Genomic DNA, 11,736 nt, shown 5'->3' with positions numbered 1-11,736 from the left:
TCCCGGTAGTGCCGGCCGCTGGCCGGCACCCTCAACGTGTAGTGCCGGCCGCTGGCCGGCAGATCACCATCCCAGGGCCCACCCATGAGCCGCAAGCAAGCTTTCCAGTTCCTCGATCTGCCCCGGACGATGCCGCAGCGCATCCCGGTCGAACTGCGCACCTCCGGCGACTGGGGCGAGCTGTACGGCAAGTTCGGCAAGGAGGACGCGCAGTTCCAGGCCGGTCGCTGCCTGGATTGCGGCAACCCGTACTGCAGCTGGAAGTGCCCGGTGCACAACGCGATCCCGCAGTGGCTGCAGCTGGTGCAGGAAAACCGCATCCACGAAGCGGCCACGCTGTGCCATTCGACCAATCCGCTGCCGGAAGTGTGCGGCCGGGTGTGTCCGCAGGACCGCCTGTGCGAAGGCAGCTGCACGCTGGAGGAGTTCGGCGCGGTGACCATCGGCGCGGTCGAGAAGTACATCGTCGATACCGCGCTCGCCACCGGCTGGCGTCCGGACATGAGTGCGGTGGAAGCCACCGGCAAGCGCGTGGCGGTGATCGGCGCCGGCCCGGCCGGGCTCGCCTGCGCCGACAAGCTGGCGCATGCCGGCATCCAGGCCGTGGTGTATGACCGCTACGAACAGATCGGCGGGCTGCTGCAGTTCGGCATCCCCAGTTTCAAGCTGGACAAATCGGTGATCAGCCGCCGCCGCAACGTGCTCGAAGGCATGGGCGTGCAGTTCCGCCTCGGGGTGGAGATCGGCCGCGATGTGAGCATCGATGACCTGCTGGCCGAGTACGACGCGGTGTTCGTGGGTACCGGTGCCTACCGCTATACCGACGGCGGCCTGCTCGGCCAGGACCTCAAGGGCGTGCTGCCGGCGCTGCCGTTCCTGGTGCAGAACAGCCGCATCGTCAGTGGCAGCGATGCCCACGGCCGGCCGATCGCCGGCTGGGAAGACCAGATCGCCCTGCCCGACCTCGAAGGCAAGCGCGTCGTGGTGCTGGGCGGTGGCGATACCGGCATGGACTGCGTGCGCAGCGCGATCCGGCTCGGCGCGGCCAAGGTGACCTGCGCCTACCGCCGCGACGAGGCCAACATGCCCGGCTCGGCGCGCGAAGTGGCCAATGCCCGCGAGGAAGGCGTGCGCTTCCTGTTCAATCGCCAGCCGCTGTCGATCGAGGCCGGTGCGGATGACGAAGTGATCGGGGTGATGGTGGTCGAAACGCAGCTGGACGCACCGGATGCCCAGGGCCGCCGCAATGCGGTGCCGATCGCCGGCAGCGAATCGCTGCTGGAAGCGGACGTGGTGATCATCGCCTTCGGCTTCTCGCCGACTGCGCCGGCCTGGCTGACCGGACAGGGCGTGGAGGCCGGCACCAATGGCCGCATCGTGGCCGGTGGCAGTGGCCGCCTGCCGTTCCAGACCGCCCATCCGCGCCTGTTCGCCGGGGGCGATGCGGTACGCGGCGCGGACCTGGTGGTGACGGCCGTGGCCGAGGGCCGCGATGCGGCCGGCAGCATCGTGCAGCTGCTCTCGGCGTAATCGCGCCTACGCGGCAGCGGGCAGCGGTGACGGCGTGTGACGCACGCCGGCCCGCTCGATCTCCAGCGCCATCAGCAGCTCGATGTTGTCGAGCTGGTCACGGATGCGGCGGTTGCTCGCCGGATCGTCGTGGCCGCGGCCCATGTGCGCATCTAGCATGCGGGCGAGCCCGGCCAGCAGCACGTCGGCATCGGCCTGCGGGGCCTCCCGCAATACCGCGGCCAGCGCACGGATGCGGGGGCCCGGATCCTCCGGAGCAGATGCGGACGAGGCGGCAACGGCAGAAAGAGAGAGGGTCATGGCAGGAGTTCCCTGATTGACGGACGACCTCTACTGTCGGATATGGCCCCCTCCGGACACCATGCAACAATTACGAAAATGCGTGACGGCGCGTGACCGCCATCACCGTTCGGTGCTGGCGCCGCTGCAACCTGAACGACTTACACTGACCGCGTCTCCCTCTGGACTGCTCCCATGCGCATCGGCCTGGCCGCGAACCGCCTGCACCACCACGACAAGCACGCCGCATTGTTCCGCTGGCTGCGCGCCAGCGACACTGGACTGCGCGAACTGGGCGTGGAGCTGCACGCGGTCGGACGCACCTTCGATGCGATCCAGCGGCTGGGCTTCCTGCAGGACTTCGCCCCGCTGCGGCGCTACCCGAACGGCCGCGAGGGTGGACTGATGAAGCTGGTCGCCGAGGTGGTCGGCATGGGCACGCCCGAGCGCACCCTGGATGGCGCCATCTACCTGATGGACCCGGTCGATCCCTCGTCGGTGTTCCCCGAGGCGACCGCGCTGAAGCGCCAGTGCGTGATCCACGGCAAACCCTTCATCTCCACCGTCGCCACCGCGCGCGACTGGGTCGAGGTGGAGCGCCTGCACGCCGGGCTGGCCCCGGACCCGGGCGCCGATGACCTGCACGCCTTCGCGCAGCACACGCTGGCGCTGATCGCGCATGACGCGATGAAGCCGGCGATGCTGGCCTTCGCCGACGAGCACTTCGAGGTGCTGTCGCGCTTCCGCAGCCGGGTCGGCACCGGCACCACCGGCCAGCGCCTCAACGAACTGGCCTGGAGCCGCGGCTGGCCGCAGGGCGAGGAATGGGTGACGCGCTACCAGAGCGGCCCGATGGGCGGCGATGCGCAGATCGCCGACCGCGTACTGGAAGGCCATTGCCAGCGGGCGATCTTCTTCGAGGATCCGCACGTCGCCCGCCAGCACGAAGCCGACATCCAGCTGCTGGAGCGCGCGGTCACCACCGTGACCGATCAGGCCGTGTGCATCACCGCACCGCGGGTGGCGGCCCGCTGGGCGCAGGCGGCTGCGTTGCGGATGGGGAACTGACGGAAACATCGCCGGAGCACGTCGCACGTCGCGTAGATCCACGCCATGCGTGGATACCGCGCGCCAGCGCGGCACATCTCTCCGGAACCGGATCATCGACCCGTTGGCCGAGCGACCGACGTTGAAACCCGACCGAAGACCTGCATCCAGCGTCCATGGCGCCCGGGCGGAACCCGGCCACGCATGGCGCGGCTCTACCCCGCCGGGGTCAGCATCTGCCGCAGCATCGCCTTCAGCCGCCGCCCTTCGAGCTGGAAGTAATCCCGCTCGGCGTGCCACGCCGGGAAACGCTGCTCCACCTCGGCCCAGAAGGCTGGCGAGTGGTTGGCCTGGATCAGGTGGCAGAGCTCGTGCACCAGCACGTATTCAAACGCCGACGGCCGCCCCAGCACCAGGGCCAGATCCAGTGCCATGCTGCCGTCCGGGGCCAGCGAGCCCCATTGCGAGGACATCACCTTGAGCCGCAGCCGCGCCGGTGCGCGCGGCAGGCCCGGCAGGTAGCGCGGCAGCCACTGGCCGACATCGGCACGGGTCTGTGCTTCGTAGAACTCGCGCAGGGCACGGCGCAGCGTGGCGTCGGTGCCCCGGCTGGGCCAGTGCAGGCAGGCGCCGTCGGCGTCGATCTCCATATGCGCATAGCGGCCGGTTTCCCAGCGCAGCGGCAGCAGCTCACCGCGCAGCGGCAGCACGCCCGCCTCGCCGATCACCAGCGGCGGCGGCAGGTTGGTCGCTTGGTAGCTGCGCAGCTGTTCGGACAACCAGCCACGGTGCTGCTCCAGGAAGCGCTCGCCCATCACCAGGCTGGCGCGCGGTGGCAGGGTCAGGCGCACGCCGCGCTCATCGACGCTGAGCTTGATCCGGCGCGCGCGCGGATCGCGTACGCGCAACACATCGATCTCGGCATCCTCCAGGCGCAGCCGTACCGTATCGCGCTGCAGCGTGCTGACAGCCGGCGAAATCAGGCGGCGGAGGAATCCGGACATGGGTACAGCATAGCGCCGGCCGTGACCGGCGCATGACTGGGGACTGATCGGATCCGGTCAGTCCGCCTTGCTGAGCTTGAAGGCCTCTTCCAGCAGCAGGAACAGGCGACGCACTTCGCCGCTCTGCAGGGCGAAACGGGCGTCCAGCTCGGCGCGGCGGCCGTCATCGTCGGCATGCTCGAGCTGGTCCAGCGCGCCATCCAGGAACTTCAGCTTGCGCACGATCAGGTCGTCGCCGAGCACGAAGGACAGGTTGTCCTCGAACACCAGCGCCAGCTTGGTCACCTGCTTGCCGGCATCCAGGTGCTTGTCGATCTCGTCGCAGCGCAGTTCCTGGTGCTGGCACTTGACCACCGCACCGCCCTCGGCCGGGTCCTTCATCTCGCACTCTTCGCCCAGGCTCAGCCCGGTCGGCAGGGGTTCGCCGGCGATCCAGCCGGTGAGGATCGAGCGCGGCGCCACTTCGGCATTCAACGGCATCGCCGGGAAGCTGCCGAGCAGGCCACGGATGTCGGACATCATGTTCTCGCCCTTCTTGCTGCTCGAGCAGTCCACCGCGACGTAGCCGTGGGTCAGGTCGATCAGCGCGTCGGTACGCGAGCTCTTCACGAAGGCACGCGGCATCAGTTCGTGCAGCAGGTCGTCCTTCATGCGCTTGCGCTCGCGGCCGCCGGGCTTGCGGCCTTCCTTCTCTTCGATCTCCTCGAGCTTGCGCGCGAGCAGGTCGTTGACCACCGCGCCCGGCAGGATCTTGTCCTCACCGCCGACGGTCAGCCACAGCGCATCGCCGACGCGGTGCGAGAACACGCCCTTTTCTTCACGGCCGAACGGCGAGATGAAGCCACGGGAATTCATTTCAAGCGGACCGACCGGCTTGAGCAGCACCTGCGGCAGCAGGGTGTCTACGTCGGAGAAATCGGTGGCGGTCGGGAAGCGGAACAGCGTCAGGTTGCGAAAGAACATGGACGTCCAGAGTAAGAGCGTGAAAGGGAGGGCGGGCGCGCCGGCGTGGCTCAGGCCGGGCCGGGGGCGTCGCCGGGGTCGTGGGCAGTGCCGGCCCAGGCCGGCGGGTCGGGCAACGGGGCCGCCGCGGCGCGCCCCAGTGCCATGAAATCGAACAGCGCCGGATCGGCCAGCTGCGAGGGATGGATGTTGCCCAGCGCGCGTGCGATCTGGTCGATGCGGCCGGGCTGGTCGCGCTCCCACTGCTGCAGCATCTGCTCCACCTGGCGGCGCTGCAGGGTGTCCTGGCTGCCGCACAGCGTGCAGGGAATGATCGGGAAGGCACGCGCCTGTGCGTAGGCGCTGATGTCCGCTTCGCTCACGTAGGCCAGCGGGCGGATCACGATGTGCTGGCCGTCGTCGCTGCGCAGCTTGGGCGGCATCGCCGAGAGCTTGGCGTGGTGGAACAGATTGAGGAAGAACGTGGCCACGCTGTCATCGCGGTGATGGCCCAGCGCGATCCTGGTGAAGCCGTGTTCGGCCGCATGCCGGTACAGCGCGCCACGGCGCAGACGCGAGCACAGCGAACACATCGTGCGGCCTTCCGGGATCACCCGGCTGACCACCGAATAGGTGTCCTGCTCGATGATCTGGAACGGCACACCGATTGAGGCCAGGTAGGTCGGCAGCACGTGCTCGGGAAAGCCGGGCTGCTTCTGGTCCAGGTTCACGGCCACCAGCTCGAACGGCACCGGCGCTTTTTTCTGCAGCTGCAGCAGGATGTCGAGCAGGGTGTAGCTGTCCTTGCCACCGGACAGGCACACCATCACTTTGTCGCCGGCCTCGATCATGCCGAAGTCGGCGATCGCCTGGCCCACCTGGCGCCGCAGCTGCCGCGCCAGCCGGTCCTGCACGCCGCCGGGCGCGCGCGGATCGCGGGCGCGCGGGACGGGATCGGGCAGGCGGATGACAGCGCTCATGGGGTTCATTCTACCGGCTCGCACCCGCCGCCACGGAGCCCGTGAGGTGACTGCGTTCACTCCCGGCGGTCATCCGGGATGTGTATGCTCGGAGCCTGTGGAAACCATGACCCCCAGCGATATCAGTGCCCGACTTGCCACGCTCCGGCAGGAGCACCGTGCGCTGGATGACCAGATCCTGCGCATGGCCGCCAACGGCGACGACGAGCTCGAAGCCAAGCGGCTGAAGCGGCGCAAGCTGCAGTTGAAGGACTGCATCGCCAAGCTGGAAGACATGCTGATTCCGGACGAGCCGGCGTAGCCTTGTGCCGCGCTGGCGCGCGGGTACCGACCAACGGTCGGTACCTACGAATTGCTGGCGAACGCAATAAGATCCGGATACGTCCGGATTCGTCGGATTGACGACGTGCCGTCGTCAATCCTGGGCTACCGGTTCCTCTGGCTTCGCCGCTTCCGGGCTGACACGCTCGATGGTGTGGCGCAGTTCGCGGCCGAGGATGAATTTCGCATCCTTGGCCCACGCGTCCAGGCGCGCGTCGAACAGCAGCTTGCTGTTCTCATCCGGCCACACCAGGCGCAGTTCGCGCAGCTTCTGGATGAAGCCGCGGAACAGCGTGCGGTCGAAGAACTCCGGCGCGGCCGGCGCGTAGAGCAGGCTCAGGCGCTGCGCGGCCTGCTGGCACAGGCTTTCCAGCTCGGCCGCACCCAGCGTACCCGGGCCGTTCTTCACCAGCACCGAGATCGCGATGTAATAGCGCTCGAACGCCTGCTGCAGCGAATGGCCGATCGCACGCAGGCGGAAGACTTCGTCGGTCTGCCCGGTGTTGCGCGCCAGGATGCCGCCATCGTCATCGTTGATGTTCTGCAGCAGCCCTTCGCGCACGAACACGTTGATGGTCTGCTCGATGCGCTGGGCGAACTCGTCTTCCGTCCACGGCAGGAACAGCTCGGCCTGCAGGAACGGGTACACGGTGCGGCCCAGCTGGACCAGCCCGGTGCGGCTCATGCGGCGGTTGTTCTGGAAGCAGCAGGCCACCCACGACGAGGCCGTGAACAGGTGGATGACGTTGTTGCGGAAGTAGCTCAGCAGCACCGCGGTATCGCCACTGACGCTGAGCACATCGCCCAGCGGATGCTTGATGCGGGTGAGGACGTTGATCTCCTCGGCGTGGGCGATGATCCGCTCCGGCGAGTGCGGGGTCACCGTCACCCGGTCCGAGTAGGGCATCTCGACCAGCAGGGTCTTGCACAGCTCGATCTGCGCGATCAGGTCCGCCTCGCCCATCGCATGCTTGGGCGTGGACAGCAGCGCCAGCGCGAGCAGGTTGATCGGATTGACGTCGGCCGCGCCGTTGATGTGCACCTGGATGCGTTCGGCCAGGTGATCCACTGTGCCGGACAACCATGAAGGCTTCTCGTCTTCGCCCACCGGCTGGCCATTCCAGTCCGGCGCACGCTGGGCGAGCACGTCGTTGAGCGCGATCGGCTCGCCGAAGTTCACCACGACCTGACCGTAGTTCTGCTTGAGCACTTTCGGGATCGACCACAGCAGCGACCAGATCGATTCCTTTTCCTTCGGCCGACCGGACAGTTCGTCCAGGTAGCTGCCGCCTTCCATCAGCTTTTCATAGCCGATGTAGACCGGCTGGAACAGGACCGGCTTGCGCGGCTGGCGCAGGAACGCGCGCAGCGTCATCGAGATCATGCCGCCCTTGGGCTGCAGCAGGCGCCCGGTGCGCGAGCGGCCACCTTCGACGAAGTACTCGATCGAGTAGCCGCCGGCGACCAGCTGCGCCACGTATTCGCTGAGCACCGCCGAGTACAGCGCGTTGCCGCGGATCGAGCGGCGGATGAAGAACGCACCGCCCTTGCGCAACAGCGTGCCGACCACCGGCAGGTTGAGGTTGATGCCGGCCACGATGTGTGGCGGCACGATGCCGCGGTCGTACAGCAGGTAGGACAGCAGCAGGTAATCCATGTGGCTGCGGTGGCTGGGCACGTAGACCACTTCGTGCCCGGGCGCGGCCGCCTTGAACTTGTCCAGGTGATGGACCAGCACGCCGGCGTAGATGCGGTTCCAGACATGGCTGAGCATGAAGCTGGCCGAGCGCACCACCGGACTGGAGTAATCCGCGGCGATTTCCCACGCGTAGGCGTGGGCTTTCTTCCAGGCATCGGCCGGCTTGGAGTTGTCGCGCTTGGCCTGGGAGGCGATCGCTTCGCGCACGGTGTCCGCGTCCAGCACCTTGTCCACCAGCAGGCGGCGGGTCGACAGGTCAGGACCGATCACCGACTCGCGGATGCGGCGGAAGTGGGTGCGCAGCACGCGCTGCAGCTTGCGCACGGTGCGCTCGGGGTCCAGCCCCTCATCGACCGTGCTGCGCAGCGAGATCGGCGGGGCGAAGCGCACGATCGTGCTGCGGCCGTTGAGCAGCACCGCCAGCAGGCGACGGAAACGACCCACCAGGGCCCAGTTTTCCGAGAACAGCACCGCGAACCAGCCGCTCTGCTTGTCCGGCGCGCGGCCGACGAAGATCGACACCGGCACCAGGTGCACGTCCAGCTCGCCGCGGGCGCGGTGCGCCTGCAGGACCTTGGCCAGCGAGTCCGAGTGGGTCTTGGCGCCCCGCTGCTCGGGAATCAGCGAGTTGCTGCTGCTCCGGCGCGACAGGGCCAGGTAGGCGCGCTTGCGCCCGGTCGGGTCACCGGCGATCGGCACCAGCGGCGAGGGCAGGCCGGCTTCCCGGCAGGCCTTGTCCAGGATCAGCGCGTTGGACAGACCGTAGTCCTCCAGCACGTAGACCACCGGGCGGCCGTCGTTGTACTGGCCGGGGTGTTCGGGTTCGATCTTCAGCGACAGCCACGGCTCGACCAGGCGGCCGAGCAGGCGCGCCCACCACGGCGGGCGGCCACTGGGCGGACGCGTGCCGGGCACGATCGCGGACGGCACGACGGTGGACGGCTCCGCATCGACCGCAACGGCATCCACAGGCGCGCCAGCGACCGGCGGGACCGGGGCGGCGGCACCGTCGGACGGCACGGTAGCGGGCGACGAGGACGTGGCGTCCGGCGTCTTGGGCGGCTCTTCGCCGGGGAAAGGCAGGGGATTCTGGTTCGGCATCGGCTTCATTATGGCTTAGCCGGTGCAGAAGCACCGTCCTTGACCGTCGCGGCGGCCTCTGCTTCGGCCGCCTGCCGGGCGTCATGTTCAGCTTGCGCGGCGTCGGCGGCCTGCAGCAGCGCATCGGTGTCTTCCAGCGTACGGGTCACATACCAGTGGCCATCGCGGCGGGTCATCCGCACCTGCGCTTCGATCTGCTCACCGGCCAGCGTGTACTGGATGCGCACCACCGCGTCGTCGCCCAGTTCGGAGGTCAGTTCGCCGCGCAGCTCGGTCAACGCGCCGTCCAGCGACAGCCCGTAGCTGGCCAGCGCGGTCTTGAAGGCTTTGATGAAGGGGCCCAGCCGACGCAGGCTCTCTTCCATGCCAGCCGCCTGCAGCTCGGCATCGGTGGACAGCCCGGCGGTACGCGCGGTGGCGGTGAGCAGGGTGATGGTCGTCTTCGCCCGCTGCTTGTCCGTCAGTGGCGCCGCGGCGGCCCAGCGGCTGAGCGCGTTCACCACCTGGGTGTAGTGGGCGCGCTCGCTGTCGCTGTACTCGCTCTGGTTGCGCAGGTACTGCTCGCCGAACAATCCCATCGAGTGGGCCGCCTGGCGGACCTGGGAGGCCTGGCCGGCGATCTGGGTATCGAACGAGCGCTGCAGCCGCTGTGGCGCATCCGGCCGCGACAGCGCGGCCAGCATCGGCAGCAGCTGCCCATCCAGCGGCAGCTCGGTCAACGGCCAGCGGCTGTGGCCCTGGTTCCAGGCGCCCTGCAGGCGCGCGTACTGGGCCGGTGGCACCGCCGCCTTGGCGTAGCCGACCAGATCATTGTCGGCGACCCGCTGCGCCAGCTGCTGCAGGGCGGCGACCGGCTCGGACGCCGGTGCATCCGGATCGATCCGCTTGTCCTTGCAGGCACTGAGCAGCACCACCCCGCACAGGGCCAGCGCCAACGCCGGCCCTCGGTACTGCCACGGCTTCAACGACATGGACATGAATTCGGACTCCCCGGACCGGTCCGCATCTTGCGGCCTGTTCAGTGACAGCGGCAAGCCGGCAACCCCGCCGACCTCGCGCCATATGCGCAAGCCGTTGAATGTACAGAAAAACCGGTTGTGACGGGGCGGCTCCGCCCCGTCGTCGCCTCAGCGCGCGGCCAGGGCCTGAGCGATCTCGGCCTGGATGGCGCGCGCGGCGGCCTGCGGGTCGCTGGCCAGCCGGATCGGGCGCCCGACCACGATCGCATCGGCGCCGTCGGCAAACGCCTGGGCCACGCCGACGGTGCGCTTCTGGTCATCGCCGACCGGACCGCCGGGGCGGATGCCCGGGCACACGATCGAGAAGCCGGCACCCGTGGCGGCGCGGATCGGCTCGGCCTCCTGGCCGGAGGCGATCACGCCATCGATGCCGGCCGCCTGGGCAGCCAGCGCGCGTTCGACCACCACCTCCACCGGCTCGCGGTCGATGCCCATCCGGGCCAGGTCGCTGCGTCCCATCGAGGTCAGCACGGTCACCGCCAGCAGGCGCATGTCGCTGCCGTTGGCGGCCGCGCAGGCTTCCATCATCGCCGGGTGCCAGCCATGGATGGTGGCGTAGCTCACCGGCCACTGCGACAGGCGCTTGATCACCGCCGCGGCGGTGGCCGGGATGTCGAAGAACTTCAGATCGACGAACACGCGCTTGTCGCGCGCGGCGAGTGCGTCGAGCACCTCGAAGTACTCGCCGGAGGCCAGCAGTTCCATGCCGATCTTGTAGAACGACACGGCATCGCCGAGGCGATCGACCCAGGCCAGCGCGTCGTCGCGGCCGGGCACGTCGAGCGCGAAGATCAGGCGCTCCTCGTCACGCAGCGGCAGCGGCGCGCGGCTCACGGTGCGTAATCCAGCGCGGCACGCTTGGCGTCGTGGCGAGCCTGGCGCGACTGGCTGTAGTCGTTGTTGAACTGGGCCGGCTCGAAACCGCCGTAGGTCGGGTTGGGCAGCATCCACCAGCGTTCGCCGAACCAGTCGTGGTACTGCTGCAGCAGCGTGTCACGGCCATCGTTGGTGTTGGCGGTGACTTCCACGAAGTCGCCCAGCTGGTCACCGAACTGCATCAGCACACGGTACTGCTGGCCGGCCAGGCGGCGGCGGCAGTTCTTCTCGCTGCCGGCCTGCTCGCAGCCGTCGACCACGGTGCCCAGGCCGAGGAACACGCTGTCGTCGGCCACCGGCAGGCCCTGCTCACGCAGGTTGGCCAGGGTGGCGTCCTTGAGGTGCACGGCGCGGTTGGAGATGTACAGCAGGGTGACGCCCTTGGCGTTGGCGGCCTTGGCGAAATCGACCACGCCCGGAATCGCCTTGGCCTTCTTCTCGGCGACCCACTGGTCCCAGCTCAGCTCGTCGTATTCCTTGCCATCGCGCACCAGGCGCGCCTGGTACGGCGAGTTGTCCAGCACGGTTTCATCCACGTCCAGCACCACGGCCGGCTTCAGGCCCTTGGCGGCGTTGCCGCGTTCGTCCGGCACCAGCGCGTCCCAGTTGGGTTCCTTGAGGGCCTTGTCCAGGTGATCGGCGGCGGCGCGGTAGGTCTGCTCGGTGATCGCGCGGTATTCCTGCGCGCGCTGCATCCACAGCACGGCATTGAGGTTGTCATTGGCGGCCACGGCACCATCGCCGCTGGCAGCCGGGGCGCTCGCCGCGGCAGCGGCTGCCGGCGGGGCGGCATCGGCCGGGGTTTCAGTGCGCTTGCAGGCACTCAGTGCCAGCACGGCACAGGCAAGCACGGACAGGGAAACAGCACTACGACGCATGGCATTCACCGGCAACAGATTCGCGCCAGTTTACCGGCTTGTCCCGCGGCATTCATGTGG

11 protein-coding genes are annotated in these 11,736 nt (G+C 68.6%); 3 read left to right on the top strand and 8 right to left on the bottom strand.

The features are described from left to right. Positions 1-84: 84 nt before the first annotated feature. On the top strand, positions 85-1,530 hold the full coding sequence (locus AB9O74_RS08115) for an FAD-dependent oxidoreductase (protein ID WP_369348986.1): 1,446 nt from the start codon (positions 85-87) through the stop codon (positions 1,528-1,530). A 6-nt stretch (positions 1,531-1,536) separates the two neighbouring features. Here AB9O74_RS08115 and AB9O74_RS08110 read toward each other — a convergent pair whose 3' ends face one another. Further along, on the bottom strand, positions 1,537-1,830 hold the full coding sequence (locus AB9O74_RS08110) for a hypothetical protein (RefSeq protein WP_346491456.1): 294 nt from the start codon (positions 1,828-1,830) through the stop codon (positions 1,537-1,539). A gap of 174 nt (positions 1,831-2,004) precedes the next feature. Here AB9O74_RS08110 and AB9O74_RS08105 point away from each other — a divergent pair, with 174 nt between their 5' ends. Then, positions 2,005-2,877: a methylglyoxal synthase gene (locus tag AB9O74_RS08105; protein WP_369348985.1), complete on the top strand. Its 873-nt coding sequence runs from the start codon at positions 2,005-2,007 to the stop codon at positions 2,875-2,877. A gap of 194 nt (positions 2,878-3,071) precedes the next feature. Here AB9O74_RS08105 and AB9O74_RS08100 read toward each other — a convergent pair whose 3' ends face one another. The 3 genes from AB9O74_RS08100 to ttcA are packed head-to-tail and all read right to left on the bottom strand — an operon-like array spanning position 3,072 to position 5,782. Continuing rightward, positions 3,072-3,860 (bottom strand): SprT family zinc-dependent metalloprotease, encoded by a 789-nt coding sequence (locus tag AB9O74_RS08100; protein WP_346491454.1) that lies wholly within the window; start codon positions 3,858-3,860, stop codon positions 3,072-3,074. A 57-nt stretch (positions 3,861-3,917) separates the two neighbouring features. Further along, positions 3,918-4,823, bottom strand: coding sequence for a recombination-associated protein RdgC (locus AB9O74_RS08095; RefSeq protein ID WP_369348984.1), 906 nt, complete (start codon positions 4,821-4,823; stop codon positions 3,918-3,920). Positions 4,824-4,873: 50 nt separating this feature from the next. Then, positions 4,874-5,782, bottom strand: coding sequence for a tRNA 2-thiocytidine(32) synthetase TtcA (gene ttcA, locus AB9O74_RS08090; RefSeq protein ID WP_346491453.1), 909 nt, complete (start codon positions 5,780-5,782; stop codon positions 4,874-4,876). Positions 5,783-5,879: 97 nt separating this feature from the next. On the opposite strand from ttcA, the gene AB9O74_RS08085 reads away from it, so the two are divergent. Beyond that, positions 5,880-6,083 (top strand): DUF465 domain-containing protein, encoded by a 204-nt coding sequence (locus AB9O74_RS08085; protein ID WP_176990288.1) that lies wholly within the window; start codon positions 5,880-5,882, stop codon positions 6,081-6,083. Between the two features lie 114 nt (positions 6,084-6,197). Here the strand turns inward: AB9O74_RS08085 and plsB are convergent, their stop codons facing one another. The 4 genes from plsB to AB9O74_RS08065 form a co-directional block, all read right to left on the bottom strand. Beyond that, positions 6,198-8,912 carry a glycerol-3-phosphate 1-O-acyltransferase PlsB gene (gene plsB, locus AB9O74_RS08080; RefSeq protein WP_369348983.1) on the bottom strand — a complete coding sequence of 905 codons (2,715 nt, stop codon included), beginning with the start codon at positions 8,910-8,912 and terminating at the stop codon, positions 6,198-6,200. After that, the gene (locus AB9O74_RS08075; RefSeq protein WP_369348982.1) at positions 8,912-9,880 is read right to left on the bottom strand and encodes a hypothetical protein; all 969 of its coding nucleotides are present in this window, start codon (positions 9,878-9,880) and stop codon (positions 8,912-8,914) included. Before AB9O74_RS08075 ends, plsB begins: the two co-directional genes overlap by 1 nt. 150 nt (positions 9,881-10,030) lie before the next feature. Then, positions 10,031-10,756 (bottom strand): orotidine-5'-phosphate decarboxylase, encoded by a 726-nt coding sequence (gene pyrF, locus AB9O74_RS08070; RefSeq protein ID WP_346491450.1) that lies wholly within the window; start codon positions 10,754-10,756, stop codon positions 10,031-10,033. Continuing rightward, entirely contained in the window at positions 10,753-11,676 is a 924-nt protein-coding gene (locus AB9O74_RS08065) for a 5'-nucleotidase, lipoprotein e(P4) family (RefSeq protein WP_369348981.1), read from the bottom strand. The genes pyrF and AB9O74_RS08065 overlap by 4 nt, the downstream gene beginning before the upstream one ends. Positions 11,677-11,736 lie beyond the last annotated feature (60 nt).

The organism is Stenotrophomonas sp. JAG2 (genome assembly GCF_041080745.1).
Taxonomy (GTDB): domain Bacteria; phylum Pseudomonadota; class Gammaproteobacteria; order Xanthomonadales; family Xanthomonadaceae; genus Stenotrophomonas; species Stenotrophomonas maltophilia_AA.
The sequence above is the reverse complement of the archived record's forward strand: the minus strand, read 5'-3'. Positions and strand labels throughout refer to the sequence as shown.